Origin of the sequence: Streptomyces sp. CGMCC 4.7035 (assembly GCF_031583065.1) — a bacterium.
In the GTDB taxonomy this organism is placed as follows: Bacteria; Actinomycetota; Actinomycetes; order Streptomycetales; family Streptomycetaceae; genus Streptomyces; species Streptomyces yaanensis.
This window is the reverse complement of record NZ_CP134053.1, coordinates 1209872-1236744: the sequence shown is the minus strand read 5'-3', so window position 1 is coordinate 1236744 and position 26873 is coordinate 1209872. Positions and strand designations below refer to the sequence as shown.

Below are 26873 nucleotides of genomic sequence, written 5' to 3'. Positions count from 1 at the left end.
GGGGACCCTGCTCGCCTACTTGGGACCCTTGGTGGCCCCGCGTCCGCGGCCGGGCTTGCCGTTGGAGGCGCCCGTACCGGCGGAGCCCGTAGTGGCAGAGGGTGAGGAGGCGCGGGTGGTGGACGCGGCGGACGAGGGCGTCGCGGCCCCGCCCCCCGCCGGGGATTCGCTCGCCGAGGCGGCCGACGAGGCGCTCGGCGACGCGCCGGTCGACGGGGAGGCATTGACACCGGAGGACGCGGCGCCGCCGTCGGAAGGCTCGGCACTGCCGGCCCCGTCCGTGGCCGCCACGGAGGGCGCCACCTTCGGCCGCGCCGACTCCCCGTCGCCCGGCGTGCCGGAGGAACCCGAGCCGAAGGCCCCAGCGAGGGCGACGCCGATACCCACCACGCCGAGCGCGCCGACGGCGACGATCGCGCCGCGGGGCATCCGGCGGCGCGGTGCGGGCCGCGCCCGTCGCCGCGACGGGCGCTCCAGGTTCGGGCCGGGCGTCGCAGGCCCCTGGTCCTCGGGGACCGCGGGCAGCTGCTGCGTCTCGTCGTACGCGTTCTCCCAGCCATGGGCGGCCGCCGGGTCGGCGTACTGGTCGTACTCGGGCTCCGCCCCGGCATACGGGTGGTACACGTTCGGCGGGGCTTGCGCTTCGCCGTTCACCTGATGCACTCCAGTGGCGGTGTGAGCGCCTGTCGCGTTGTTCGCGGCATTCGCGCCGTGCGCCCCCTCGCCGGGCTGTTGCTCCCATGACATGGCCGTGGATTCTAGGGGCGGGAGGGGCCCGTGAGGCAGTTACCGGCGATAACCGAACAAACTGCCCGGTCTCACGTGGTGGAAAACACGCCGCGTGAGGGGTTATGCGGCCGTAAGCTCACGGACATGCAGGTGATCCAGTCCACGAAGCTCGCCAACGTCTGCTACGAGATCCGGGGCCCGGTTCTCGAGGAGGCGATGCGGCTGGAGGCGGCGGGTCACCGCATCCTCAAGCTCAACACCGGCAACCCGGCCGCCTTCGGCTTCGAGTGCCCGCCGGAGATCCTGGAGGACATCCTCCGCAACGTCTCCACGGCGCACGGCTACGGCGACGCGAAGGGCCTGCTGGCCGCGCGCCGGGCGGTCGTGATGCACAACCAGACCCTCGGCATAGAGACGGACGTCGAGCACGTCTTCATCGGCAACGGCGTCTCCGAGCTGATCGTGATGGCGATGCAGGGCCTGCTGGACGACGGCGACGAGGTTCTCGTACCGGCTCCGGACTATCCACTGTGGACGGCGGCGGTGTCACTGTCGGGCGGTACGGCCGTCCACTACCGCTGCGACGAGCAGGCGGACTGGATGCCGGACCTGGCGGACGTGGAGCGGAAGATCACCGACCGCACCAAGGCGCTCGTCATCATCAACCCGAACAACCCGACGGGCGCGGTCTATGACGAGGCGATGCTCCGGGGGCTGACGGACATCGCGCGCCGGCACAACCTCCTCATCTGCTCCGACGAGATCTACGACAAGATCCTGTACGACGACGCGACGCACATCCCCACGGCCTCGGTGGCCCCCGACCTGCTGACCCTCACCTTCAACGGCATGTCGAAGGCGTACCGGGTGGCCGGGTACCGGGTGGGCTGGATGTCGATCTCGGGCCCCCGTGCGCACGCGGAGTCGTACATCGAGGGACTGACGATCCTCGCGAACATGCGACTGTGCGCGAACATGCCGGGTCAGCACGGCGTGGTGGCGGCGCTGAGCGGCCGCCAGTCGATCAACGACCTGGTACTGCCGGGCGGACGCCTGAAGGAGCAGCGGGACGCGGCGTACGAGCTGCTGACCCAGATCCCGGGCGTGACCTGCGTCAAGCCGAGGGGGGCGCTGTATCTGTTCCCCCGCCTCGACCCGAAGGTCTTCAAGATCAAGGACGACCGGCGGATGATCCTGGACCTGCTGCGACGCGAGAAGATCATGGTCGTACAGGGGACCGGCTTCAACTGGCCGGAGCCCGACCACTTCCGGGTGGTGACGCTGCCGACGGTGGGTGATCTGACGTCGGCGATCACGCGGATCGGCAACTTCCTGGACGGTTACAGCCAGCCCTGACGCCCACCCTGTGTGACGCCGCGCGCTGTTCACGATCCAGCTCAACTTTAGACGAAATCCAAGCTAGGATGGCTTCCTGCCGGAGCACAGGAGGCCATCCCATGTACGAACCGATCCGCACCAAGTCGGTCCACAGCACGATGGCCGGCACGACCCCCGACTTCCCGCACCGTTCACGCGAGGAGGAGCTGGACATCCAGCTCGCGGGCCATCTGGCGGCGCTGCTCGCGGTGACGGACGAACTGCGTGCGCTGGCGCCGTGCACGGAGCTCGACGCGGCGGCCGAGCGGCTCGCCGAGCAGGTGACGCGACTGCGCGGAGGGGTGCCGCCGGTCCGCGCGGCGGCGACCGCGCGCGGCGGCGAACCGCACCTCGCGGCACTCCACCGGCGCGCCCACGCGCTGGCGGGCCGCGCCCTGGTGGTGGCGGCGTCCCGCGCGGACACGGCGGCGGCGATCCTGTCGGCGGAACGCATGGACGCGCACACCGCCGCGCTGGCCGAGCCGCGCGAAATGGTCACCGCGGGCTGACCCTCCCGAGCCGCGGAACGGCTCCCTCGAACGGCCCCGGTCCGCGTGGACCACTAAGACGCGCGGACCGGGTGCCATGACATCGCGTTCACGGCAGCCGGGTGCCACGACTCCACGGCCACGGCAGCCGGGTGCCACGGCACCGCGTTCACCGCAGCCGGGTCTCAGGGCGCCGTCGTATCGCCGGTGCGCCACGCTGTGGCCCCGCCGTCGCCCCATGCGAACGGTGCCCCGAGGCCGAAGCCCCGGGGCACCGTCACTCACTCATTGCCGGGGTCAGTCCGACTCGCAGACCACGTAGACGGTGATCGGGCCGGTCTCACCCATCTCAAGGGTTGCCTGCCACGCGTTCACCTCGCCGAAGGGGCCGGGGAAGGGGATCGGCCGGTTCTGGCTGACGCCGAATCCGGAGGAGGTGTCGTATCCACCGCCGGTGGCGACGTCACCGGCATCGCACCGGGCGATCGCCGTGCCCGCCCCGGAGGCGGACCGGACGTAGTGGTCGATCCTACCGGGAAGCCTGGGACCCTTTTCGGCCTTCTGGCCGGTGTGCAGCGCCACCGCGCTCTCAGCGCCGGACCGGTGGCCCGCATCGGCCATGGCCGTGGCGGTCGGAGCGACGTTGAGCGCCAGGGCAAGCGCGCCGGCCGCCACCATGGTTGCCGACGTCATGCGTGAACTCGGGATACTTCTGCGGCTCACAGAGAACCTTCCTCACAAGCTTGGAGGGACCCGCCCGCAGGCACGCACTCGGTGTGCTTCCTTCGCCTGCGCGTCAGGTCGCCTTCTGCTAGGGACAGGGCAAGACTGGGCTCCTGGCGATGGGATGATCCGCATTCGCCCCGTGTTCCTCGGCGAAGATCACCCGAGTGGCTTCGACGGTGCGTCCACCCGTGCTCGCGCTGCGACGCGCGTCCACAACGCGGCAAAGGCCGGGGCCCGCTGCGTACGTCGCTGTACGAAGCGGGCCCCGGACCGGTGGAACGCGGTGCCGTCACCGCGGCCGTCGAACGCGGTGCCGTCACCGCGGCCGGTCTTGAAGACATCGCAGGTCAGGGCAAGTCCGACCGGCCGCGGAGGTCATGCGGGGGGGCGTCAGCCCAGGCGCTGTACCAGCGCGCGGTACTCGTCCCACAGCTCCTTCGGGGTGTGGTCGCCGAAGGTGTTGAGGTGCTCGGGGACCAGGGCCGCCTCCTCGCGCCACACGTCCTTGTCGACGGTGAGCAGGAAGTCCAGGTCGGACTCGGAGAGTTCGAGGCCGCGCGTGTCCAGCGCCTGCTTGGTCGGCAGGACGCCGATCGGGGTCTCGACGCCCTCGGCCTTGCCCTCCAGGCGCTCCACGATCCACTTCAGGACGCGGCTGTTCTCACCGAAGCCGGGCCAGACGAACTTGCCCTCGGCGTTCTTGCGGAACCAGTTGACGTAGTAGATCTTCGGGAGCTTCGACTGGTCCTTGCCCTTGGCGACGTCGACCCAGTGACCCATGTAGTCGCCCATGTTGTAGCCGCAGAACGGAAGCATCGCGAACGGGTCGCGGCGCAGCTCGCCCACCTTGCCCTCGGCGGCGGCGGTCTTCTCGGAGGCCACGTTGGCGCCGAGGAAGACGCCGTGGTTCCAGTCGAAGGACTCCGTCACCAGCGGGACCGCGCTGGCACGGCGGCCACCGAAGAGGATGGCCGAGATCGGCACGCCCTTGGGGTCCTCCCACTCGGGCGCGATGATCGGGCACTGCGAGGCGGGGACGGTGAAGCGGGCGTTCGGGTGGGCCGCCGGGGTGTCCGAGGACGGCGTCCAGTCGTTGCCCTTCCAGTCCGTCAGGTGGGCCGGAGTCTCCTCCGTCATGCCCTCCCACCAGATGTCGTTGTCGTCGGTGAGGGCGACGTTGGTGAAGACGGAGTTGCCCCACAGCGTCTTCATCGCGTTGGCGTTGGTGTGCTCGCCGGTGCCGGGCGCGACGCCGAAGAAGCCGGCCTCGGGGTTGATCGCGTACAGGCGGCCGTCCTCGCCGAACCGCATCCACGCGATGTCGTCGCCGATCGTCTCGACCGTCCAGCCGGAGATCGTCGGCTCCAGCATGGCGAGGTTCGTCTTGCCGCAGGCGCTCGGGAAGGCCGCGGCGACGTACTTGGACTCGCCCTGCGGCGGCGTCAGCTTGAGGATCAGCATGTGCTCGGCGAGCCAGCCCTCGTCGCGTGCCATGACGGAGGCGATGCGCAGGGCGTAGCACTTCTTGCCGAGCAGCGCGTTGCCGCCGTAGCCGGATCCGTAGGACCAGATCTCGCGGGTCTCGGGGAAGTGCGAGATGTACTTGGTCTGGTTGCAGGGCCAGGGGACGTCTTCCTGACCGGGCTCCAGTGGGGCGCCCAGCGTGTGGACGGCCTTGACGAAGTGGCCGTCCTCGCCGAGCTCTTCGAGCACGGCGCTGCCCATGCGGGTCATCGTACGCATGGAAACAGCGACGTACGCGGAGTCGGTGATCTCCACGCCGAGCGCGGAGAGCTTCGAGCCCAGCGGCCCCATGCAGAACGGCACGACGTACATCGTCCGGCCGCGCATCGAACCGCGGAACAGCCCCTTGTCACCCTGGAATATCTCCCGCATCTCCGCGGGGGCCTTCCAGTGGTTCGTCGGACCCGCGTCCTGCTCCTGCTCGGAGCAGATGAACGTCCGGTCCTCGACCCGGGCGACATCGGTCGGGTCGGAGGCCGCGTAGTAGGAGTTGGGGCGCTTGATCGGGTCGAGCTTCTTGAAGGTGCCCTTACGGACGAGCTCCTCGCACAAGCGCTCGTATTCGGCCTCGGATCCGTCACACCAGACCACGCTGTCCGGCTGCGTCAGTTCGGCGATCTCGTTGACCCACGAGATCAGGTCCTTGTGTTGGGTGGGGACGGTTGAGGGAGCCGCGATGTCGCGCGCCACGATCGCTCCTAGATGAGGGATTTTTTGTTGATTGCCCCGTGGGGGCCGCGACCCGGATGCTTCGTAGCCGCTCATCCGGTGTCGACCGCACTCATTTGATCATCCGACGCGATTGCGCATCTGTCCAGAGGAGTGCACACCTGAGCAAAGTGAGGATTGCCACGCGTGCCCGCGATTCTTTGCGTGCACGTAGAGTTCGGCTGAAGGATTTTTTGCGGCGCACCCAGACCCCCACGGGCCGGACAGCCCGGGTGATATCGGTCGCACTTTGATCCCTAACTTACGGTTCCGTAGGTACCATGCGCGGCATGACTGCGTCCGTCCCCGACGCGCCCACGGACTCGCCGGCAGCCGGCCGCGGTCCCGTCGCGCTCTCCGTGCCCCACCCGGTCAAGCCGAAGCTGCGCGGCTGGCTGCATCTGGGAATGTTCCCGGCCGTACTCGTCGCAGGCCTGGTGCTCACCGCCCTCGCGGACTCGGCACGGGGACGAATCGCCTGTGGCATCTACGTCCTGACGGCCTGTCTGCTCTTCGGTGTCAGCGCGCTCTACCACCGCGGCAACTGGAGCCCGCGCATGGACGGCGTCCTGCGTCGGCTCGACCACGCGAACATCTTCCTGATCATCGCGGGCACCTACACCCCGCTGACACTGCTGCTCCTGCCGAGCGCGAAGGGGCAGTGGCTGCTGTGGGGCATCTGGGCCGCGGCCGCGGCCGGAATCGTCTTCCGGGTCTTCTGGGTCGGCGCCCCGCGCTGGCTCTACACCCCCTGCTACATCGCGATGGGCTGGGCGGCCGTCTTCTTCCTCCCGGACTTCATGCGCACGGGCGGGATCGCCGTCCTGGTCCTCGTGATCGTCGGCGGGCTGCTCTACAGCGCCGGCGGCGTGATCTACGGCATCAAGCGGCCGAACCCGTCACCGCGCTGGTTCGGCTTCCACGAGGTCTTCCACTCCTTCACGCTCGCGGCGTTCGTCGTGCACTACGTGGGGATCTCCCTGGTGGCCTACCAGCACGGATAACCCCTCTCACCAACCCTTCCCCCAAGGCCGCGGTGCGAAAGCCGCGGCCTTTTCGCATGCCCGGGACGCGGTTCGCCCACGAACCTGAAGCACGCCCTCCGCTTAATGGAAGCAGCTACCCATTGACAGTACATATCTTTTGACAGCTACTCTCATTTCATGGTTACTGTCACGCAAGTCGATGGTGTGCGGCGCGACCCCCGCCGCTGGTGGGCCCTCGGCGCCCTGGTCGCGAGCATGCTCGTACTCGGTTTCGATACGACGATCCTCAACGTGGCGCTGCCGACCATGGCCCGTGACCTCGGCGCGTCCACCGGCGAGCAGCAATGGATGGCGGACGCGTACGTCGTCGTCTTCGCCTCGCTGATGCTCCCGGCCGGCCTGCTCGGCGACCGGTTCGGACGGCGCCGGATGCTGATCGCGGGGCTCGCGGTGTTCCTCGCCGGTTCGCTGGCCGGCGCGCTGGCCGACGGCGTGACACCGGTGATCCTCGCCCGCGCGGTCATGGGCACCGGCGCCGCACTGGTGATGCCGCTCGCGATGGCCGTCCTGCCCTCGCTGTTCGAGCCCGACGAGCGCACCAAGGCGGTCGGCGCGGTCTCGGCGGCGTCCGCGCTGGGCCTGCCGCTCGGACCGATCACCGGCGGCTGGCTGCTGGACCACTTCTGGTGGGGCTCGGTGTTCCTGATCAACGTGCCGATGGCCGCCATCGGCATCACGGCCTGCGTCTTCCTGCTGCCCGAGACCCGCGACCCGGCCTCCCCGAAGGTCGATGTCCTCTCCACCGCGCTCACCGCGGCCGGCCTCGGTCTCCTCATCTACGCGATCATCGAGGCCCCGTCCCATGGCTGGGGCGACCCGCTGATCCTGGGCCTCTTCGCCGCCTCCGCGGTGCTGATCGCGCTGCTCGTCGTGCGCGAACGCCGCGCCGTGCGCCCCATGCTGGACCTCTCGCTGCTCGCCCAGCGCGGCTTCCTGCTCAACACGCTCGCCGCGACCCTCGTGATGTTCGTACTGTCCGGACTGATGTTCGTGCTGCCGCAGTACCTCCAGGCGGTCCTCGGACACGACGCGTTCGCCACCGGCGTGCGGATGCTGCCGATGATGGGTGGCCTGCTGGTCGCCGCGCGGGGTGCGCCGCCGGTCGTCGCGAAGTTCGGGCCGCGCGCCGTGATCAGCTCGGGACTCGTCGTGCTCGCCTTCGCCGCGCTTCTCGGCAGCCGTACGAGCGTCCACGACGGATACGGATTCACCGCGCTGTGGCTGTCGATCGCGGGCGCCGGCTTCGGTCTCGCCGTGGTCCCGGCGATGGACACGGCGCTCGGGGCGCTTCCCCGGGACCGGGCCGGCAGCGGCTCCGGGCTGCTGATGACGGTCCGCCAGGTGGGCGGCGCCATCGGCATCGCCTTGCTCGGTTCGCTGCTGGCGAGCGCGTACGCAGACCGGCTCGACACGTCCGCCCTCCCGCACGCGGCCGCGGGGACCGCCGCCGACTCCGTGGTCGGCGCCCATGTGGTCGCCGCGCAGCTCGGCGACCGGGCGCTGGCCGCGTCCGCGAACGCCGCGTACGTCCACGGCATGGGCCTGGTCCTGCTGGTCAGCGGTATCGCGGCGCTGGTCACGGCGCTGGCCGCGGCCGCGCTCCTGCCGAACCCGGAACCCGTACGGACCCCGCAGGACGGGAATCCCGACATGGTCTCCGCCCCGGAGGATGCCGGACAATGATGACCATGGCCGCCACCGCAAACCGCTCGACCCCCGCCGCCGAACCCCGTCTGGGGCTCCGTGAGCGGAAGAAGATCAAGACTCGTATGGCAATCCGCAAGGCGACGTACCGGCTGATCGAGGAGCAGGGGTACGACGCCACCACCATCGAGCAGATCGCGGAGGCGGCCGAGGTCTCCCCCTCCACGGTGTTCCGGTACTTCCCCACCAAAGAGGACATCGTCATCACCGACGAGTACGACCCGATCCTGGAGGAGGAACTGCGCGCGCGGCCCGTGGACGAACCGCTGCTGGAGTCGCTGCGCCATGTGGTGCACAGCGCCCTGGAGCGGAGCATGTCGGGCGAGTACGAGACACCCGAGGAAATGCGGCTGCGCGCGCGGCTCATGGTCGAGGTGCCCGCGGTCCGCTCCCGGATGAACGAGAGCCTCTCCGTCACCGGTCAGATGATGTGCCGGGTGGTGGCCGAGCGCACCGGGCGCACCCCCGGCGACCTGGAGGTGCGGGTGTACTGCATGAGCGTCGTCGGCGCGCTGATGGAGGCGTCGCGGTACTGGGCCGAGCACGGGCAGCAGGGTGACCTCGGCGAGTACGTCGCCCGCGCGCTGAACGTCCTGGAGCACGGTCTGCCGCAGCGGAAATCCGGGGCCTCCTGAGCCGCTTCCATGCCATCCTGACCAGGTGAACGGACCGGAGATCCACGTCGAGTTCGCCCCCGAGCTGGGCCTGTTCGTCCCGCACGGGCGGCGCGGGCGCGCCACGGAGGTCGTCACCGACGGCGCCTCCACCCTCGGCCATGTCGTCGAGTCGATGGGCGTGCCCCTGACCGAGGTCGGCGCGCTCGTCGTGGACGGCCGCGTCTCGCCCTCCTCCCATGTGCCTGCCGCCGGCGAGCGCGTCGAGGTGCGCCCCGTCGAGCGCCCCCAGCGGGTGCCCGGCGCCCCGCTCCGCTTTCTCCTCGACGTCCACCTCGGCACCCTCGCCCGCCGGCTGCGGCTGCTGGGCGTGGACACGGCGTACGAGTCGACGGACATCGGTGACGCGGCCCTCGCCACCCGCTCGGCCGCCGAGCGCCGCGTGATGCTCAGCCGCGACCGCGGGCTGCTGCGCCGCCGGGAGCTGTGGGCGGGCGCGTTCGTCTACAGCACCCGGCCGGAGGACCAACTCCGCGACGTGCTCGACCGGTTCGCCCCCGAGCTGCGGCCGTGGACACGGTGCACCGCCTGCAACGGACTGCTCCGCGACGCCACCAAGGAGGAGGTCGCCGACCAGCTCGAACACGGCACGCGACGGTCGTACGACGTCTTCGCACAGTGCCGTGAGTGCGGCCGCGCGTACTGGAAGGGCGCGCACCACGATCAGCTGGAGGCCATCGTGGAGCGCGCCCTGTCGGAGTTCAGTTCCTGAGGCCGCGTGCGGCCGGGCCCTGACAGAGCCCGGCCGCACAGCCGCCTAGTGCTGGTTTTCGCCGGTGAAGTCGCCCTTCCCGCAGGCGATTCCGTCCTTGTTGCGGTCCAGGTGGTGACGGTCGCGGCCGTGCACCTCCATACGGCCGTAGCCCTTCTCCTTGAGCCAGTCGCACCGCTGGGCCCGCGGCATCTTCGGGAACGTCCACGGCACGCACTGGTTGATCTTGCCGTAGGCGTGGTCGCAGCCGTCGTAGCCCTCGGGCATCTTCATGCCCTGGTGGTGCTCATGGGCGCTGCTGCCGGTGTTCTGGGGGGTGCTCTCGGTGCTCTGGGTGGTGCTCTCGGGCAGCTCGTCGGCGAAGGCCTGGACGCGTGCGGCGGCGACCTGGCCGGAGGCGCCGATGCGGACCCACTTGGACACGGACGGCACGCCGTTCGCGTCCACGACCGACAGCATGTACCAGCCGGGCGGTGCCAGGTTCGGGTTGCTGGTGAGGCTGAGGTCGATGGTGTTGCCGTCGACGGTCATCGGCAGGTCGACGTAGCGCTGGTTGGGGTCGGAGGAGTGGGTGATGGCGGCCGGGCGGATCAGGGACGCCTTCACCACCGGCTTGTCGACCGTGATGCGCTGCGACGTGCCGTATGCCCAGGTGGCGTTGGCCACCGAGGTGATCTGCGGGCGGGCGCCCTTGAAGAGGTACGGCGGCTTGTAGATCGACACGCGCTGGTCGAAGGAGCCGTCGCCCGGGTTGTCGCCGACGCTCAGTACCCGGCCGTCGGGCAGCAGCAGGGACGAGGAGTGGTACGTCCTCGGGACCGGGTCGGTCGCCAGGCCCGGCGCGAAGGTGTTGGTCGCCGGGTCGTACAGCGACGCCTCGAAGACGGGGTCCTCGCGGTAGGTGTGCAGGGCGCCGCCGGTCTCCAGGACCTTTCCGTCCGGCAGGATGACGGCCGAGATGTACACCTTGCCCTGGTCGCCGGTCTGCGGGGTGCCGTCCTTGTAGTGGCCCTGCGGCAGGTTCGGTCCGGCCACGTACTGCGGCGTGGCGGCCTTCATGTCGATCAGGTCGACGAGCCGGTGCGCGTCGGGCGAGACAGTGTGGTTGCCGCCGCCCATGGTGATCACCTTCTGGTCCTGGGCCGGCGGCAGCAGGACGGACATGGACTGGTCCCGCTCGTCCTTCTTCCTGAGGCCCTGGATCTCGGAGATGGTCCCCGCGTTGTAGTCGTAGACGGAGGCACCGCTGCCGGGTAGTCCGTTGCCGAAGACATGGCTGCCGGTGTAGAAGAGGCGGCCGTCCTGGAGCAGGATCATCGACGGGTACAGGCCCCAGAACGACCAGGCCTGCTTCGCCTCGCCCAGCGGCAGCCACTTGTTCTGCGCATAGGAGAAGTGCTCGTTGACGACCGTGCCCGCGGAGGTCTCGTCGAGGCCGCCGAGCGAGATGACGTCGCCGTTGCCCATTTCGGTGGCCGAGGGGTACCAGTGGCCGGCCAGCATGTCGTTGGCCCTGATGTACTTGTTCTGGTCAGGGTCGAAGACGTAGCTGGTCCTCAGTCCCTTGTAGCCGACGCTTCCGTCGGGCGCGGCGTAGTCCTTGTTGCCGCCCACCACCAGCACCCGGCCGTCCGGGAGCTGGACGTGCCCGGCGCAGAAGAAGTCGTCCGGCGTCGGGATGTCGGTGTACGTGCCCGCCACGGGGTCGTACAGCGAGGTCTTGAAGGTGCCCGCCTTGAACATGTCGAGGTTGTTGCCGGAACCGGCGATCAGCAGCACCTTGCCGTTGTGCAGCAGCACCGAGTGCATCGCCCGCACCGGCATCTGGGTGGTCTGGACGGTCCACTCGCCCTTGCACTCCGGTCCCGTGCCGCCCGTGGTGCACGGGTCGGGGTCGGCGGGGACGGTCGCGTCGGTCATGGCGTAGTCGTCGGTGGTGAGGGTGCCGACGCCGTAGAGCGCGCCGCCCCAGGTGACCTGGTCGGTGCCCGGCGGGATGACGGGGGTGCGGACCTCCGAGCGGCTCCAGCCGGCCGACTGCGCGAGGGTCTTGAGGTCGGTCCAGTACACCCAGCCCTGGACCGTGTCGTGGCGGAAGAGGGTGAACGCCACGTTCGGTGTCGTCGACCTGTACCAGAACGACAGGTCGTACTGGTGGCCGGGAATGACCTGCGGGGCGCAGGAGTTCTCCAGCATCATCGTCTTGCGGTCGCCGTCACCGCGCCGGGTCAGCTGGATGCGCACCGCGCGGCTGCCGCTGTGGGCGTCGTCGGTGACGGTGAACGTGAAGTCGTTGTCGCCCCAGCCCGACTTCTCGAAGCACTGCGGGAACTGGGAGGGGCCGTCGAGGATCTCCAGACCCGGGTTCTTGACCAGGTTGGTCGCGGCGGTGGCGGTTTGCGCGCCGAGCGGGCTGAGCCCGAGGGCGGCGGCGAAGAGCATCAGGGCGGTCAGCAGCAGACGTGGCGTTCTGCCCTGTGGTTGCGGCAGCCGCGGTCGTCTGCCGTCTCGTCTTCGGGCTGTGTACGGCAATGCGAGTCCCCCCTTGATCACTGGCCCCCCCTGCGTCACTGGTTGTTCTGGATCTGCGTCGCTGGTGTGCTCTCGATCTGCGTCGCTGGTTCGTTCTCGATCCGGAGAATGTCGATCCGGCCGCCGCCCTCCCCGAAGGTGGCGACCGGGCTCGCGTGCGCGAACAGGTCGCGCAGCGTGGGCAGATGCTCACGCTCGCCGCGCAGGGCGGGGGTGGACACCACGTAGTCGATGTCCTTCCAGCCGTGCGGCAGCGTCTTGGTGACCGCCGGGTCCTGGTCGAGCTTGTAGTGCCAGATGGCACCGGTGCCCGGGCGGTAGCCGGCGTCGACCGCGTCCAGCCACAGCACACCGTCGGTGACGATGCGCACCTTGGCGCGGTCGCCGACGGGGGTCTCGCGCAGCCAGCGGGAGGCGTCGCGGTAGACGCGGTTGTTGTCGGCGGTGACGGCGGAGTGGTCCTCCTCGTACCAGTGCGGACCGGCGACCGCCACCGCTGCCGCCGCGGCCGCGAGGGCGGCGGCGATCCGCAGGCGCGGCCTGCCGGGCAGCCGGGCGATCCCGGCCTGGACGAGCCCGGCCAGCGTGAGCGCCAGGAAAGGCAGGACCTGCACGATGTACATCTGCGGCAGGTATCCGCCGGGCCGCATCGCGACGAGCGCCAGCACCAGCACGGCGAGGGCGACCGGCCTGAGCCGACGTACCACGAGTGCGCACACGGCCGCCGCGGCACCGCCCACCAGCAGATACGGGTCCCGGGTCAGCCAGTCCGCGAACAACCGGTGGGCGTCGGTGCCCGCCTCGAAGGGCGAGCCGCTGCCCTCGCGTCCGCCGAGCTGGAACTTGAGCGTGCCCAGCAGCGAGACATGGCCGGCGCCGGGCAGCAACTCGCCCTTGAGGAGGGCGTACAGCGGATAGAACAGGCCGGTCAGCACGAACCCGGAGCCGAAGCCCGCGAAGGAGAACTTGCGGGTGCGGGGGTGGCTGCCCTGCCAGAGGGTCACCAGCAGCACGGGCAGCAGGACGGCGACGGTCTCCTTGGACAGCACCGCCAGCGCGAAGGCCGTGCCCGCCGCGACGTGGTGCCACAGGTGGCGGCGCGGCGAGAGCGCGAAGGCGAAGGCGGCGAGCACCCACAGGACGGCGAAGTTGTCCAGGTAGATCTGGCGTTGCAGCAGCACCGCGAGCGGCGACAGGGCGTACAGCAGGACGGCCGCCGCGGCGGCGGGGCGGACCAGCCCGATGCGGCGGCCCACGACATAGGCCAGTACGCAGGTGGCGCCGGCCACCGGCAGCATCGCGATCCGCCCCTGTACGAACGTGGGCAGATCCGGCAGGAGCCAGGACGGCAGCCAGGACACGGCGGCGAGCTGTATCCAACCGAACGGCGGGTGGTCGTACCAGTAGGTGTAATGCGCGAGTTCACCGTGCCGCACGGCCCAGGCCTGCGCGAGATAGGTTCCCTCGTCGTCGTTCGGGAACGGATAATTCCCGATTCCCCAAGCCCTCACCGCGATGACTATGAGGAAAACAGGCGCAACCCAGAAATAATCCGGCCGTAACATTCCGCGGCGTACGGACGACCCATCCTCTTGCGAATTCTCCGGTACCGGCCGGAGAACAGACGAGGAACTACTTGTTCCGCCTCTTTCAGAATCTTCACGCGCACGCGTGTTCGGCACGGCAGTTCCCATGCGGAATCCCCCACCCCCACTTTATGAGCCTGACTGTCGTGGGCCTCCCCCTCGAAACCCCAGGAATCAGGCATGCCGCGACATCATGACACAACAAGGGTCCCAACATAAGGAGAACCTTTAATTCCGGAAGTAATGAAGATCGCCACGAGAGGTCCGCATTGCCGGGGAAATCAAAAACCTGCTAACTTCGCCCGGGAGCCCCGAAAGATCACGCGTAGACCATGCACTGATCCATGCGTGGGTCATGAGCGAAAAACCTCGGGAGAGCCGGGGGAACAACCGGCAACGTCGCCGATCCGCGAGAGGGCTCGACTGATCGCGAGAACATCCGGAAGCACCGCGGGCAGGGGGCCCGTCGGACCCGGAGAAGATCAAGGAAGACCAAGGAAGACCGAGGGGGGAATTCGTGGTCTCCGCCATTTTGTTTATCGATTCGATCATCCTTATGATCGCCGCCGGCGTCACGCTCTGGTGGATGCTCCATGCCTGGCGCACGCCGGAGACGCTTGAGTCCACGGCGTTCGCCGAGCCCGACGGCAAGTCCGGGCTGTCCTTCTCGCTCCTCGTCCCGGCCCGGCACGAGGAGGCCGTCCTGCGGCACACGGTCGAGCAGATGCTGCGCATCGACCACCCGTCCTACGAGATCCTGCTGATCGTCGGCCACGACGATCCCGGCACCGCCGCCATCGCCCACGAACTGGCCGCCGAACACCCCGAGAAGGTGCGGACGGTCGTCGACACCCACGAGGCGAAGAACAAGCCGCGCGCTCTCAACACCGCGCTGCCGCACGCCCGCGGCGAGGTCATCGGCGTCTTCGACGCCGAGGACGTCGTCCACCCCGAACTGCTGGGCCACGTCGACTTCGCCTTCCGGCGCGAGAACGCCGACGTCGTCCAGGGCGGCGTCCAGCTGATCAACTACCAGAGCAGCTGGTACAGCCTGCGCAACTGCCTGGAGTACTTCTTCTGGTTCCGCAGCCGGCTGCACCTGCACGCCCGCAAGGGATTCATCCCGCTCGGCGGCAACACCGTCTTCGTCCGCGCCGAACTGCTGCGGCAGACCGGCGGCTGGGACGGCAACTGCCTCGCCGAGGACTGCGATCTGGGCGTACGCCTGTCCAGCGGGGGTGCGAAGGTCGTGGTCGCCTACCACTCGGCCCTCGTCACCCGCGAGGAGACACCCGACTCGCTCCGGGCGCTCTACAAGCAGCGCACCCGCTGGAACCAGGGATTCCTGCAAGTCCTCCGCAAGGGCGAATGGCGTCGGCTGCCCGGCGTCGGCCAGCGCCTGCTCGCCCGCTACACCCTCTGCACCCCGTTCGTGCAGGCCGCCACCGGCGTCATGATCCCGCTCGGCCTGGCGCTCGCCTGGATCGGCGGGGTGCCGCTGCCCTTCTCCCTGTTCGCCTGGCTGCCGATGCTCCCGATGGCCGCCATGGCGATCTTCGAGGCCGTCGCCCTGCACGACTTCGGCCGCGAGTACGGCTTCCGCATCGGCTTCTGGCGCTACGCCAAGCTGATCGCCGGAGGACCGGTGTACGCGGTGGTCCTGGCGGCCGCCGCCCTGCGCGCCGTATGGCGCGAGTACACCGGGCGCCGTGACTGGGAACTGACGTCGCACGTCGGCGCCCATCTGCCCGTCCATACCCCGCAGCCCCAGGAGGCCCGGTGACGGCGCCGACCGCCGATGTGTCCATCGTCGTCCCGACCTTCAACGAAGCCGACAACATCAACGAGTTGCTGGGCCGGATCGCCGCGGCACTGCCCCCCGAAACGCGCGCCGAGGTGGTCTTCGCGGACGACTCGACGGACCGCACCTGCGAGGTGATCGAGGAGGCGGCCGCCTCCTGCCCCATCCCCGTGGTCCTGCACCACCGGCCCGTCCCGGCGGGCGGCCTCGGCGGAGCGGTCGTCGAGGGCATCGCCCGCGCCTCCGCGCCGTGGATCGTCGTCATCGACGCCGATCTGCAGCATCCGCCCGAGCTGATCCCCGCGCTGATCGCGCGAGGCGAGACGAGCGGCGCGGAACTCGTCGTGGCCAGCCGCTACGCGGCCGGCGGCGACCGCAGCGGCCTCGACGGGGGCTACCGCAAGCTCGTCTCCAGCATGTCGACGCTGGTGACCAAGAGCCTGTTCCCGCGCGCCCTGAGCGGGCTCAGTGACCCGATGAGCGGCTTCTTCGCCATCCGGCGCACGGCCGTCGACCGGGCCGCGACCGAGGACGAGGGACTGCAGCCCCTCGGCTACAAGATCCTGCTGGAGCTGGCGGTCCGGTGCCGCCCGCGGGGCATCGCGGAGGTGCCGTACGCGTTCGGGGAACGGCACGCGGGCGAGTCCAAGTCGACGGCGCGGGAGGGCATGCGCTTCCTGCGTCACCTGATCACCCTGCGCACCGCCGACGCCCGCGCCCGCGCGGTCGTCTTCGGGCTGATCGGACTGTCCGGTTTCGTACCCAACCTGGCCCTGCTGTGGGTGCTGACGACGACGGCTCCCGGCCTCCACTACGCCCCCGCCGAGATCATCGCCAACCAGGCGGGACTGCTGTGGAACTTCGCCCTGATCGATTCCTTCGTCTACCGCAACCAGCGTCGCCACCACAGACGCTCGGTACGGCTGCTCACCTTCGCCGCCGTGGGCAACGCGGACCTCGTGGCCCGCATCCCGCTCGCCGCCCTGCTCATCGGCACCGCGGACATGGCCCCGCTGCCCGCCACCGCGCTGAGCATGGCCATCGTCTTCATGGCCCGCTTCCTGGTGGTGGACCGCTGGCTGTACCGCCGCCTGCGGAAGCAGGAGACGACGGCGACGCCCCAGCTCGCACCGGATCCGGTCCCGGACCCGGTCCCGGACCCGGTCCCGGATCCTCTCGGCTGAGCCGGACCACCCGGACACCGGCGGGGCTCAGGGGCCGACATCGCCCCTGATCCCCGCCACGACGGTGCCCGCCCGGCCTCTCTTGGCGGAAGCCAACCACCGACACCCGGACACCACCGGGCTCAACGGGCCGCCCCGGCCCCGAGCCCCCGCCACAAGACGCCCGCACTGCCCCTAACGGGCCAGAGCAGCCTCAAGCCCCGCCACGTCCGTCACCGGCCTGTCGCACACGAACCGGCGGCAGACATACGCCGCCGGGCGGCCGTCCACCAGCCCGCGGTCGGCGAGCAGCGGCAGCTGCTCCGCATCGCCCGGTTCACCGACCGCGACGACCGCGCCGGGTGCGGTGGCGAGCAGTGCGGCGCGGTGCAGCTCGCGGGTCGCCGGGTCGCCGACGGGACCCACCACGGCGACCTCGCGAGGACCGTCGAGGAGCGCCTCGGCCACGGCGAGCCCCCAGCCGATGAAGCGGGGCACGCGCGGTCCGAGCGCCTTGACGACGCCGAGCGCCTTCTCCGCCGCGGTGCGATGGGGTTCCGCGCCGGTCTGGGCGGCGTACGACAGCAGGGCGCCCGCCGCGGCGGTCCAGCCGGACGGGGTGGCGTTGTCGGTGGGGTCCTGGGGGCGGCGGATGAGCTTCTCGGCGTCGGCGGCGGTGTCGTACAGCGTCCCGCTCTCGTCGGTGAACCGCAGCAGCACGTGATCCAGCAGGAACCCGGCGAACTCCAGCCAGACCCCCTCGCCGGTGACGGAGGCGAGCGCCAGGAAACCCTCGGCGACATCGGCGTAGTCCTCCAACACGCCCGCATTCGCGCCGACCTGACCGCCCTTCGACGTACGGGCGAGACGGGCGTGCTCGTCCATGTGCAGCCGCACGAGGAGGTCGGCGGCGCCGATCGCGGCCTCCACGAGGTCGGGCCGGTCGAAGTACGCGCCGGTCTCGGCGAGGGCGGCGACGGCGAGGCCGTTCCAGGCGGCGACCACCTTGTCGTCACGGCCGGGCGCGGGGCGTTCCGCTCGCTTCTCCAAGAGACGGCGCCTGAGCGACTCGATCTTCTGCGCGTCGAACACGCCCTCATGCTGCGGGAGTTGGAGAACCGAGCTGCCATGCTCGAACGTGCCGTCTTCGGTGACGCCGAAATAGTGGGCGGCGAGTTCGGCATCGTCTCCGAGGACTTCGCGGAGCTGTTCGGGCGTCCAGACGTAGTACGCCCCCTCGACGTGCCGACCAGTGCCGTCGTCGCTGTCGGCATCGAGCGCGGAGGCGAACCCGCCCTCGCTCGTGCGTAGTTCGCGCACCATGAAGTCGGCGGTCTCCAGGGCGACCCGGCGGGCGAGCTCCGAGCCGGTGGCGCGCCACAGGCGGGCGTACACGCGGCACAGCAGGGCGTTGTCGTACAGCATCTTCTCGAAGTGCGGCACGACCCAGTCGCGGTCGACGGAGTAGCGGGCGAAGCCACCGCCGAGCTGGTCGTAGATGCCGCCCCGCGCCATGCGCTCGCAGGTGTCCTGCGCCATCTGGAGGGCGCCCTCGGAGCCGGTGCGGGCGTGGTGGCGCAGCAGGAACTCGATCACCATGGACGGCGGGAACTTGGGGGCGCCGCCGAAGCCGCCGCGCTGCGGATCGTAGTCGCGGGTGAGGCCGAGAAGGGCCTGGACCAGCTCCTCCTCGCCGGGGGTCTGTGCGTCGCCGTAGCCGATCTCGCGCTGGGCGAGGTCCCGGACGATCTTCCCGGCGACCTCCGTCACCTCGTCCCGGCGATCGGTCCAGGCCTGGTGGACGCCTTCGAGGACCTGGCGGAAGGAGGGCATGCCGTGGCGGGGGGCGGGCGGGAAGTAGGTCCCGAAGTAGAAAGGCTCGGCCTCCGGGGTGAGGAAGACGCTCATGGGCCAGCCGCCCTGACCGGTGGCCGCCTGCACCGCCTCCATGTACACCGCGTCGACATCCGGTCGCTCCTCGCGGTCGACCTTGACGCTCACGAAGTGCTCGTTCAGATACGCGGCCGTCACCTCGTCCTCGAAGGACTCGTGAGCCATGACATGGCACCAGTGACAGCTGCTGTAGCCGACGCTCAGCAGGACGGGCACGTCCCGCTTGCGCGCCTCGTCGAAGGCCGCGGCCGACCACGGCCACCAGTCGACAGGGTTGTCGGCGTGCTGGAGCAGATACGGGGACGTCTCATGGGCCAGTCGGTTCACTCTCCCACTCTCCCACGGGGTCACGCCCTGGCACCTCCGGGCCGTCCGCGTCCGGCACCGCGTGGAACGACAGGTTCACGGCCACGCCCCGGGAGGGCGCCGTGGTGCGACATGACCCCACCGCCCCGTCGCCGTCCCGCGGCCCCTGATCGTCGGCCCCCTCGCGCTCCCGTCCCACTCGAAGGACACTGAAAGGCAACGGAGTTGACGCCGGAGGGGGACGTGGCATGCGGGACAGTCACCGGTCGGAGGCCGAGGGGCTGCTGGCGCGGGCCGTGGAGGAGGAGGTGCGGCGCTCGGGCGGCCGTACCGACAGGGCCGTACTCCTGTCGCGGGCGCGCGAGGCGCTCGACGCCATGACGCAGACGGCCGCGCAGGAGTACGAGGCGTACACACGGGCCCTCGACGAGGCGGAGGCCGGCCGGCTGACCTTCGGCCAGCGGTACGCGCAGGAGGGCGCCGGAACCTCCCTGCTGGTGGCGGCCGTTACCGCGGTCGCGGCCTGTGCGGCGGACCTCGCGCTGGGCACCGGCACGGGGACGGCACTCGGCGCCGGCGTCACCGCCGGCGTCGTGGGCGCCGCGGCCACCGTGGTGAAGGTGACGGCGTCCCATGTGCCGGCGGCCAGCCGACGGGCCGGCGCGCTCAGCCGGCCCGGCGGCCCCGAGCAGCTGCGCCTGCAGTGGCTCACCGCCCTGGAGGTGCGCGGCATCCGCCCCTTCCTCGACCAGCAGCGCGTGATCGTCTCCGCAACCGCCCAGAAGAAGAGCTCGCCCCGGCTGCGCCGCACCGACAAGAGCGCGGAGGCCCGCAGGCGCACGGTGCTGGAGCAGTCGTTCGGCCAACTCCCGGAACCGGCGGGTCCGTTCGCCGGCCGTCGGCAGGAGCTGGCGCGGATCCGGCAGTGGGTCCAGGCGGCCCGGGCGAGCACGGAGAGCCGGCCGACGGTGGTCGTCCTGCACGGCGCACCGGGCGCGGGGCGCACGACGCTCGCGCTCCGCGCCGCGCACGACCTCAAGGACCACTTCCGCGGCGCGTGTGTCGTGGACCTGCGGGGCGACAGCGCCGGGGAACCCCCGCTGTCCACGCGCGACGCCCTGCTCCATCTGCTCAACCGGCTCGGCGCGCCCCGTGAACAGCTCCTGTTCCGTGAGCGTTCCGCACCGGAGCAGCAGGTCAAGCGGCTGAGCGAGCTGTACCACCAGCACCTGACGGGCCTGCCGGTCACGATCGTGCTCGACGACGCCTCGGACCCCGAGCAGGTCGGCTCCCTGGTGCCGGAACGCTCGGAGAGCCTCGTCCTCGTGACCGCCCGGGGCCCCCTCGACCTGCCCGCGGCCCTGCCCGCCCAGGTGCACCAGCTGCCGGTCGAGGCCCTGGACGCGGCGGGCGCGGAGGAGCTGCTGAACGCGGCTGCCCAGGACGCCTCGGGGCCGTACGACGCCGAGGCCGCCGACCGCACCCGGCATCTGTGCGGCGGCCTGCCGCTGGCCCTGCGCATCGCGGGCTCCTCGCTCGGCCCCCGCACCCCCCGCCGGCTGGCGGCGGACCTCGGCGCGTACGGCCCGGTGGAGCCGGTGGAGCGTGCCCTGTGGTTGCGCTACACCGACCAGTCCGAGGCGGTGCGGCGCCTGCTGCGGCGGCTCGCGCTGGCGGGCCGGGCATCGCTCGGCGCGGCCGCGGCGGCGGCCCTGCTGGCCACGGACGAGGAGGAGGCCACCCGGCATCTGCGGACGCTCTCGCGGGCGGGCCTGATCGACCACGTCCGCGGCAGCCGCTACCGCCTGCACGACGTCGTACGGGGCTTCGCCCAGGCCCGGCTCCTCGACGAGGAGGAACCGGCCGCGCGGACGGCCGCGCAGGAACGCCTGATCGTGAACTACGCGGAGCTGGCGGACTCGGTGCTGCGCCTGGTGGACGGCAACATGTCGACACGCTCCGACCGCTTCGGACCGCACGGCTTCACATCCCTGGACGCGGCGCTGCGCTGGCTGGACGACGAGTCGAGCTTCATCACCGCCACTCTGCGGCACGCGGAAGGCGTCAACCAGGCGGCGGTGCTGAACCTCCTGGGCGCCCTGTGCGACTACTGCCTGCTGCGCGGCGACCTCTACCGGCTGGGCGAGATCAGCGAGCTGACGCAGGCCGTCGACCAGGGTCTGCTGGTGCGCTCGGTGCAGTGGCGTACGGGCATCGCGGCCCGTCAGCTGGGTGAGCTGGACAAGGCGCGCACGACGCTGGCCTCGGTGGTGGACCTCTATTTCGAGGCGCACCAGGACGCGGGCGCGGCCCGGGCGCTGTGCTCCCTCGGCATCACGCTCCACCACCAGGGCAACCTCAGCAAGGCGGCGGCCAAGCTCCAGGAGGCGATGGATCTCCAGGCCTCCCCCGAACTGGCGGCGGACCGGGCGTGGACGATGCACGCGCTGGCGGCGGTGGAGCGCGACCGAGCGCGGCCGGCCCAGGCACTGGACCTGCTCACCCGCGCCCTGGTCCTGCACCGGGAGAACGAGTCGGTGCACGGCGAGGCCTGGGCCCACTTCCAGCTCGGCCAGCTGACCCTGCGCATGGGCGACGTGCCGCGGGCGGAGGGCGAGCTGCGTACGGCGCTGGATCTGTACACCCGCACCCGCGACGCGCGCGGCGAGGCCTGGGCCCTGACCCAGCTGGCGCGCGCCCGTCTGGTGGGTGGCGACGCGGCCACCGCGGCCGACGCCCTGCGTCAGGCGGCCACGCGCCACCGGGAGAACGAGGACGCGCGCGGCGAGGCCTGGACGGTCTACTACCTGGGTCAGGCCCTGGAGGAGACGGGCGACCTGGACCAGGCGGTCCGCGAACTGGAACGCTCCCGCACGATGTTCTCCCGGATGCGGGACGTCTACGGCCTGGCCTGCGCCCGGCACCACTCGGCCCGCGTCACCCGCGACCAGCGGGCGGCCCGGACGGGCTCACTGCGCAACTCGGGCTTCGCCCGCCAGCTGCTGGTGGACGCCAAAGCGGACTTCCAGCGCATCGGCGTGGCGCACGGCGAGGCGTGGACGTGTCTGGAGATCGCCGTGGTGGACGCCGGCAACGCCCGGATCCAGCAGGCGCTCGCCCTGTGCGACGAGGCCGTGGACCTGTTCACGTCGTACGGGGACCGCAGGGGCGAGGACTGGGCGCGCTTCCTGCGCTGCACCCTGCTGTCCTACGCCTCCCCGGGAGGCATGGAGGTGGGCACGGCGGTGGCCCAGGAGGAACTGGCCCAGCTGTCCCGCACCAATCACCCGGCGAGGGACGAGAAGCTGGACGACTACATGGCCGCCTACCAGCTCCTGCTGGAGCGGGGCGTGGACCTGGAGGGCGGCTGGCAGGCGTGGCGCCTGGGGATGGTGCCGGGACGGCACGCACGGGAGGTGATGGGGGTGGCGGTGGCAGCACCGAACTGACACCGCCGGTCCCGTCACGGGCCTGTGCGGGGAGCCCTCAGCCTCGCTGGGGGCGGGGAGCCCTCAGCCTCGCTGGGCCTTGGGCGCGCCCTTGACCGGGCCGGAGCCCTTCTTCCCGGCTTCCCCGCCGGGGGCTTCGGGCTCCTCGAAGTCCACCTTGCGCATGTGCTTGTTCATGGACTTCATCAGGCCCCACACCGCCAGTGCCATCACCGCGAAGACGATGAAACCGAGGACACCGGGGGTGACCTTGTTCTGGTCGACTTCGGCCAGCGGCACGAGGTGCGACACGGCCAGGCTCACGCTTGCGCTCATGACAGGCATTGTCCCTCAGGGCTAGCGGATGCCTGCAAAGAGGTCGTCCTCCGGGAGGGAGGTGTCCACGAGCGACTTCGCCAGCTCGTACTCCTCCGTCGGCCAGACCTCCTTCTGGAGCTCCAGCGGGACACGGAACCAGCCGCCGTCGGGGTCGATCTGCGTGGCGTGCGCGATCAGCGCCTTGTCGCGGATCTCGAAGAAGTCCGCGCACGGGATGTGGGTGGTCAGCGTGCGCTCGACGCGCTCGAACTCGTCCCACCGCTTCAGCCAGTCCCCGTACGGCGACTCCAGACCGCGCTCCAGCATCGCGTTGTGCAGCGCCTCGGTGCGCGGCCGGTTGAAGCCCTGGTTGTAGTACAGCTTCTGCGGCTGCCACGCCGCGCCGTACTCCGCCTCCGGGTACTTCTCGGTGTCCGCCGCGCCCTCGAACGCCACCATCGAGATCTTGTGGGTCATGATGTGGTCGGGGTGCGGGTAGCCGCCGTTCTCGTCGTAGGTGGTGATCACCTGGGGACGGAAGGCACGGATCTTGCGAACCAGTTCGCCGGCCGCCTTGTCGACGTCCTCCAGGGCGAAGCAGCCCTCGGGCAGCGGAGGCAGCGGGTCCCCCTCCGGCAGACCGGAGTCGACGAAGCCGAGCCACTCCTGCTTGACGCCGAGGATCTCCCGGGCCTCGTCCATCTCCTTCTTGCGTACCTCGTGGATGTGCTCCTCGATGTACTTGTCACCCTGCAGCTTCGGATTGAGGATGGAGCCGCGCTCCCCGCCCGTGCAGGTCACCACCAGCACGTCCACCCCCTCGGACACGTACTTCGCCATGGTGGCCGCGCCTTTGCTCGACTCGTCGTCGGGGTGGGCGTGCACGGCCATCAGTCGCAGCTGGTCAGTCAAGACTCGATCCTCAGTAAGTCGGCAAGTCGGCGCCCGGTGTGATTCGGCGCATTGAGCGGCTTCTATAGTGACCGAATCGGGGGGCGAAAAATTCCAGGCCCGGTCCCCGGACGTCCCTTTCGTGACATCCGTCCCGGCCTCTGCGGAGAGGACGATCATGAGCACGGCGAGTACGCGGCTGCCCGAGGGTCGCTACGGGCGCACCGCGGACGCGCGCGCCGACCGCACGCTCAAGATCGTGGGCACGGTGCTGGGGGCGGCGCTGCTCGCCCTCGTCGGCTGGTTCGCGTATCACTACGTCGGACAGAACAAGATCAGCGGCCAGGTCATCACCTTCGAGGCTTCGCGCGACACGGTCAAGGTCCATCTGGAGGTACGCAAGGACGCGGACGCCACCGGGTACTGCACCGTGCGCTCCCAGTCGGCGGACGGTGCCGAGGTGGGCCGCGCGGACTTCCGGTTCGGCGGGAACGCCACGCGCATCGACGAGGTCGTCACGCTGCGCACCACCGCGCAGGGCACCACGGCGGAGCTGCTCGGCTGCCACGCGAACTGACGTCACTCCTGTCAGCCCGCCTTGACCTGCACCGACGCAATTCTGATGGCTTATGTCCTCCCCCTTCTGCCGCTGAATTGTTAGGCTCGTGGTTTCGCCCACTCGTGAAGGAACATTCTTCTGGGTAGGGCGATGCTTTGTATTCCCAGTACCGACGAGGAGCACCTGTGACCCAGACCAGCGAGTCCGTCACCTGGCTTACCCAGGAGGCGTACAACAAGCTCAAGGATGAGCTTGAGCACCTTACTGGTCCTGCGCGCACGGAGATCGCCGCCAAGATCGCGGCCGCGCGCGAGGAGGGCGACCTGCGCGAGAACGGCGGGTACCACGCGGCCAAGGAGGAGCAGGGCAAGCAGGAGCTCCGTGTGCGCCAGCTGACCCAACTCCTGGAGAACGCCAAGGTCGGCGAGGCCCCGGCGGCCGACGGTGCGGTGGCGCCCGGCATGGTCGTCACCATCGCCTTCGACGGCGATGAGGACGACACCATGACCTTCCTGCTCGCGTCCCGCGAGTACGCGAGTTCCGACATCGAGACCTACTCGCCGCAGTCCCCGCTGGGCACGGGCGTGAACGGCAAGAAGGTCGGCGAGGACGCCGAGTACGAGCTGCCGAACGGCAAGAAGGCCACGGTGAAGATCCTGAAGGCCGAGCCCTACCAGGGCTGAGCCATCACGACGCCTTCGGCGAGCCCCCGGCGCCTCCTGGGCACCGGGGGCATCGTCATGCCTGGGTCAGTCGCAGTCGCGCTGGTCGAGCCGGTCCAACCGGTCCAACCGGTCCAACCGGTCGCGTCACGCCGTCGCCGAGCGGTACTTCCGCACCGCCAGCGTCCGGAACAGCGCGATGATCAGGACCGAGTAAATCAGTGACGCCCAGACGGGGTGGGCCATGGGCCAGGCGTCCGAGTGCGAGACCCCCGGGTTTCCGAACAGCACACGGCTGGCCTGCACGGTCGCGCTGAACGGGTTCCACTCTGCGATGTGCCGCAGCCAGGGCGTCATGTTGCCGGAGTCCACGAACGCGTTCGAGATGAACGTGACCGGGAACAGCCAGATCAGTCCGCCGGAGGTGGCCGCCTCCGGCGTACGCACCGACAGGCCGATCAGCGCGCCGATCCAGGTGAACGCGTACCCCAGCAGGAGCAGCAGACCGAAGGCGCCGAGCACCTTGCCGATGTTGGTGTCGGCATTGGAGCCCACCCGCCAGCCGACCAGCAGGGCGACGACCGCCAGCACCAGCAGGGTCAGCGCGGTCTGGACGAGGTCCGCGAGGGTCCGCCCGGTGAGCACCGCGCCGCGTGCCATCGGCAGGGAGCGGAAGCGGTCGATGAGCCCCTTGTGCATGTCGTCGGCGATGCCCGCGCCGGCGCCCGCCGTGGCGAACGTGACGGTCTGGGCGAAGATGCCGGCCATCAGGAAGTTGCGGTAGTCGGTGGGACTGGTGCTGCCGCCGATCTGCATGGAGCCGCCGAAGACGTAGCTGAACAGCACGACGAACATGATCGGCTGGATCAGCCCGAAGATCACCATCTCCGGGATCCGGGTCATGCGGATCAGATTCCGCTTGGCGACGACCAGCGAGTCGCGGACGGACTGGCCGAAGGGGTTCGTGGGTGCCGCGACGGGCACGGCGTCGGTTGCGGCGCTCACTTGGCGGTCTCCTTCGTGCGTGGCTTGCGGGCCTTGGGGTCCTCGGCCGTGCCGTTGTCCTCGGGCTTCTCCTCGGCGACATGGCCGGTCAGGGAGAGGAAGACGTCGTCCAGGGTGGGGCGGCGCAGTCCGATGTCGTCTATCTCGATGCCACGTGTGTCCAGCTCGCGGATCACCTCGGCGAGGAGCTTGGCGCCGCCGGTGACGGGGACGGTGAGCTTGCGGGTGTGCTCCTCGACCGTCGTGTCGCCCTTGCCGAAGCCGCGCAGGACTTCCGTGGCGGTCGGGATGTGCTCGCGCTCGTGCACGACGACCTCGACGCGCTCGCCGCCCGTCTGCGCCTTGAGCTGGTCGGAGGTGCCGCGGGCGATGACGCGGCCGTGGTCGACGACGCAGATGTCGTGCGCCAGGTGGTCGGCCTCTTCGAGGTACTGGGTGGTCAGCAGCAGTGTCGTACCGCCGGAGACCAGCTGCTTGATGACCTCCCACAGCTGCTGACGGTTGCGCGGGTCGAGGCCGGTCGTCGGCTCGTCCATGAACATCACGGGCGGCCGGACCACCAGCGCGGCGGCGAGGTCGAGGCGGCGGCGCATACCGCCGGAGTACGTCTTCGTGGGGCGGTCGGCGGCGTCCGTGAGGTGGAACTGCTCCAGCAGCTCGGTCGCCCGCTGCTTCGCCGCCTTCGCCCTCATCTGGTAGAGCTGGCCCACCATCTGGAGGTTCTCGCGGCCGGTCAGATACTCGTCGACCGCGGCGAACTGTCCGGACAGGCCGACGGAGCGGCGCACCGCGTCGGGATGCTTGAGCACGTCGATCCCGGCGACGACCGCCGTGCCGCTGTCGGGGCGCAGCAGGGTCGTCAGACAGCGGACCGTGGTGGTCTTGCCCGCGCCGTTCGGCCCGAGGAGGCCCAGCACGGTGCCCTCCGGCACGTCGAGGTCGACGCCGTCCAGAGCCCTTACGTCACCGAAGGTCTTCACCAGGCCTTCGGCATAGATGGCGCCTGGCATATAAGTTCTCCACGTCGTTTGGGGATTACGG

21 protein-coding genes are annotated in these 26873 nt (G+C 70.2%); 11 read left to right on the top strand and 10 right to left on the bottom strand.

Translation table 11 applies throughout. The features are described 5' to 3' along the window. Nucleotides 1-15: 15 nt before the first annotated feature. Nucleotides 16-747 (bottom strand): TrbL/VirB6 family protein, encoded by a 732-nt coding sequence (locus Q2K21_RS04980; RefSeq protein ID WP_310765806.1) that lies wholly within the window; start codon nucleotides 745-747, stop codon nucleotides 16-18. 126 nt (nucleotides 748-873) lie between these two features. Between Q2K21_RS04980 and Q2K21_RS04975 the strand changes: the two genes are divergently transcribed. Next, nucleotides 874-2085 carry a pyridoxal phosphate-dependent aminotransferase gene (locus tag Q2K21_RS04975; RefSeq protein WP_310765804.1) on the top strand — a complete coding sequence of 404 codons (1212 nt, stop codon included), beginning with the start codon at nucleotides 874-876 and terminating at the stop codon, nucleotides 2083-2085. 101 nt (nucleotides 2086-2186) lie between these two features. Further along, a complete protein-coding gene (locus Q2K21_RS04970; protein ID WP_310765802.1) occupies nucleotides 2187-2615 on the top strand; it encodes an SCO4983 family protein in 429 nt (142 codons plus the stop codon). Nucleotides 2616-2891: 276 nt separating this feature from the next. On the opposite strand, the gene Q2K21_RS04965 is transcribed toward Q2K21_RS04970, so the two are convergent. After that, on the bottom strand, nucleotides 2892-3287 hold the full coding sequence (locus Q2K21_RS04965) for a hypothetical protein (RefSeq protein WP_310765800.1): 396 nt from the start codon (nucleotides 3285-3287) through the stop codon (nucleotides 2892-2894). A gap of 423 nt (nucleotides 3288-3710) precedes the next feature. Then, nucleotides 3711-5534, bottom strand: coding sequence for a phosphoenolpyruvate carboxykinase (GTP) (locus Q2K21_RS04960; protein ID WP_310765798.1), 1824 nt, complete (start codon nucleotides 5532-5534; stop codon nucleotides 3711-3713). Between the two features lie 308 nt (nucleotides 5535-5842). Between Q2K21_RS04960 and trhA the strand changes: the two genes are divergently transcribed. The 4 genes from trhA (at nucleotide 5843) to Q2K21_RS04940 (ending at nucleotide 9688) form a co-directional block, all read left to right on the top strand. Next, nucleotides 5843-6556, top strand: a complete 714-nt coding sequence (gene trhA, locus Q2K21_RS04955; protein ID WP_310765795.1) for a PAQR family membrane homeostasis protein TrhA — start codon at nucleotides 5843-5845, stop codon at nucleotides 6554-6556. Between the two features lie 159 nt (nucleotides 6557-6715). Next, a complete protein-coding gene (locus Q2K21_RS04950) occupies nucleotides 6716-8281 on the top strand; it encodes an MFS transporter (RefSeq protein WP_310765793.1) in 1566 nt (521 codons plus the stop codon). Between the two features lie 5 nt (nucleotides 8282-8286). Beyond that, nucleotides 8287-8937, top strand: coding sequence for a TetR/AcrR family transcriptional regulator (locus Q2K21_RS04945; RefSeq protein WP_310765791.1), 651 nt, complete (start codon nucleotides 8287-8289; stop codon nucleotides 8935-8937). Between the two features lie 25 nt (nucleotides 8938-8962). Further along, nucleotides 8963-9688, top strand: a complete 726-nt coding sequence (locus Q2K21_RS04940; RefSeq protein WP_310765789.1) for a Mut7-C RNAse domain-containing protein — start codon at nucleotides 8963-8965, stop codon at nucleotides 9686-9688. Between the two features lie 45 nt (nucleotides 9689-9733). On the opposite strand, the gene Q2K21_RS04935 is transcribed toward Q2K21_RS04940, so the two are convergent. Both Q2K21_RS04935 and Q2K21_RS04930 read right to left on the bottom strand, forming a co-directional pair. Continuing rightward, the gene (locus Q2K21_RS04935; RefSeq protein WP_310780631.1) at nucleotides 9734-12130 is read right to left on the bottom strand and encodes a galactose oxidase early set domain-containing protein; all 2397 of its coding nucleotides are present in this window, start codon (nucleotides 12128-12130) and stop codon (nucleotides 9734-9736) included. 125 nt (nucleotides 12131-12255) lie between these two features. Beyond that, nucleotides 12256-13731 (bottom strand): ArnT family glycosyltransferase, encoded by a 1476-nt coding sequence (locus Q2K21_RS04930; RefSeq protein ID WP_310765787.1) that lies wholly within the window; start codon nucleotides 13729-13731, stop codon nucleotides 12256-12258. Between the two features lie 631 nt (nucleotides 13732-14362). On the opposite strand from Q2K21_RS04930, the gene Q2K21_RS04925 reads away from it, so the two are divergent. Further along, on the top strand, nucleotides 14363-15589 hold the full coding sequence (locus tag Q2K21_RS04925) for a glycosyltransferase family 2 protein (RefSeq protein ID WP_310765785.1): 1227 nt from the start codon (nucleotides 14363-14365) through the stop codon (nucleotides 15587-15589). Continuing rightward, nucleotides 15586-16791, top strand: a complete 1206-nt coding sequence (locus Q2K21_RS04920) for a glycosyltransferase family 2 protein (protein WP_310765783.1) — start codon at nucleotides 15586-15588, stop codon at nucleotides 16789-16791. Before Q2K21_RS04925 ends, Q2K21_RS04920 begins: the two co-directional genes overlap by 4 nt. 174 nt (nucleotides 16792-16965) lie before the next feature. Here Q2K21_RS04920 and Q2K21_RS04915 read toward each other — a convergent pair whose 3' ends face one another. Further along, nucleotides 16966-18990, bottom strand: a complete 2025-nt coding sequence (locus Q2K21_RS04915; RefSeq protein WP_310765781.1) for a thioredoxin domain-containing protein — start codon at nucleotides 18988-18990, stop codon at nucleotides 16966-16968. 227 nt (nucleotides 18991-19217) lie between these two features. On the opposite strand from Q2K21_RS04915, the gene Q2K21_RS04910 reads away from it, so the two are divergent. Continuing rightward, nucleotides 19218-22418 (top strand): tetratricopeptide repeat protein, encoded by a 3201-nt coding sequence (locus tag Q2K21_RS04910; RefSeq protein WP_310765779.1) that lies wholly within the window; start codon nucleotides 19218-19220, stop codon nucleotides 22416-22418. 63 nt (nucleotides 22419-22481) lie between these two features. Here the strand turns inward: Q2K21_RS04910 and Q2K21_RS04905 are convergent, their stop codons facing one another. Together Q2K21_RS04905 and mca are read right to left on the bottom strand one after the other, a co-directional pair. After that, nucleotides 22482-22742: a hypothetical protein gene (locus Q2K21_RS04905; protein WP_310765777.1), complete on the bottom strand. Its 261-nt coding sequence runs from the start codon at nucleotides 22740-22742 to the stop codon at nucleotides 22482-22484. 12 nt (nucleotides 22743-22754) lie between these two features. Beyond that, on the bottom strand, nucleotides 22755-23627 hold the full coding sequence (gene mca, locus Q2K21_RS04900; protein ID WP_310765775.1) for a mycothiol conjugate amidase Mca: 873 nt from the start codon (nucleotides 23625-23627) through the stop codon (nucleotides 22755-22757). A gap of 157 nt (nucleotides 23628-23784) precedes the next feature. Between mca and Q2K21_RS04895 the strand changes: the two genes are divergently transcribed. Together Q2K21_RS04895 and greA are read left to right on the top strand one after the other, a co-directional pair. Next, nucleotides 23785-24183 (top strand): DUF4307 domain-containing protein, encoded by a 399-nt coding sequence (locus tag Q2K21_RS04895; RefSeq protein ID WP_310765773.1) that lies wholly within the window; start codon nucleotides 23785-23787, stop codon nucleotides 24181-24183. Nucleotides 24184-24350: 167 nt separating this feature from the next. Further along, nucleotides 24351-24848 (top strand): transcription elongation factor GreA, encoded by a 498-nt coding sequence (gene greA / locus Q2K21_RS04890; RefSeq protein WP_310765771.1) that lies wholly within the window; start codon nucleotides 24351-24353, stop codon nucleotides 24846-24848. 126 nt (nucleotides 24849-24974) lie between these two features. Here the strand turns inward: greA and Q2K21_RS04885 are convergent, their stop codons facing one another. Both Q2K21_RS04885 and Q2K21_RS04880 read right to left on the bottom strand, forming a co-directional pair. Next, nucleotides 24975-25832: an ABC transporter permease gene (locus Q2K21_RS04885; RefSeq protein WP_310765769.1), complete on the bottom strand. Its 858-nt coding sequence runs from the start codon at nucleotides 25830-25832 to the stop codon at nucleotides 24975-24977. After that, nucleotides 25829-26842, bottom strand: coding sequence for an ATP-binding cassette domain-containing protein (locus Q2K21_RS04880; protein ID WP_310765767.1), 1014 nt, complete (start codon nucleotides 26840-26842; stop codon nucleotides 25829-25831). Before Q2K21_RS04880 ends, Q2K21_RS04885 begins: the two co-directional genes overlap by 4 nt. Nucleotides 26843-26873: the final 31 nt, after the last annotated feature.

Excerpts from the sequence above, each read along its gene's own strand:
- Q2K21_RS04980 (WP_310765806.1), bottom strand. The coding sequence starts at position 747 with ATGTCATGGGAGCAACAGCCCGGCGAGGGGGCGCACGGCGCGAATGCC.
- Q2K21_RS04975 (WP_310765804.1), top strand. The coding sequence starts at position 874 with ATGCAGGTGATCCAGTCCACGAAGCTCGCCAACGTCTGCTACGAGATC.
- Q2K21_RS04970 (WP_310765802.1), top strand. The coding sequence starts at position 2,187 with ATGTACGAACCGATCCGCACCAAGTCGGTCCACAGCACGATGGCCGGC.
- Q2K21_RS04965 (WP_310765800.1), bottom strand. The coding sequence starts at position 3,287 with ATGACGTCGGCAACCATGGTGGCGGCCGGCGCGCTTGCCCTGGCGCTC.
- trhA (WP_310765795.1), top strand. The coding sequence starts at position 5,843 with ATGACTGCGTCCGTCCCCGACGCGCCCACGGACTCGCCGGCAGCCGGC.
- Q2K21_RS04950 (WP_310765793.1), top strand. The coding sequence starts at position 6,716 with ATGGTTACTGTCACGCAAGTCGATGGTGTGCGGCGCGACCCCCGCCGC.
- Q2K21_RS04945 (WP_310765791.1), top strand. The coding sequence starts at position 8,287 with ATGGCCGCCACCGCAAACCGCTCGACCCCCGCCGCCGAACCCCGTCTG.
- Q2K21_RS04935 (WP_310780631.1), bottom strand. The coding sequence starts at position 12,130 with ATGCTCTTCGCCGCCGCCCTCGGGCTCAGCCCGCTCGGCGCGCAAACC.
- Q2K21_RS04925 (WP_310765785.1), top strand. The coding sequence starts at position 14,363 with ATGATCGCCGCCGGCGTCACGCTCTGGTGGATGCTCCATGCCTGGCGC.
- Q2K21_RS04910 (WP_310765779.1), top strand. The coding sequence starts at position 19,218 with ATGCGGGACAGTCACCGGTCGGAGGCCGAGGGGCTGCTGGCGCGGGCC.
- Q2K21_RS04905 (WP_310765777.1), bottom strand. The coding sequence starts at position 22,742 with ATGCCTGTCATGAGCGCAAGCGTGAGCCTGGCCGTGTCGCACCTCGTG.
- Q2K21_RS04895 (WP_310765773.1), top strand. The coding sequence starts at position 23,785 with ATGAGCACGGCGAGTACGCGGCTGCCCGAGGGTCGCTACGGGCGCACC.
- Q2K21_RS04880 (WP_310765767.1), bottom strand. The coding sequence starts at position 26,842 with ATGCCAGGCGCCATCTATGCCGAAGGCCTGGTGAAGACCTTCGGTGAC.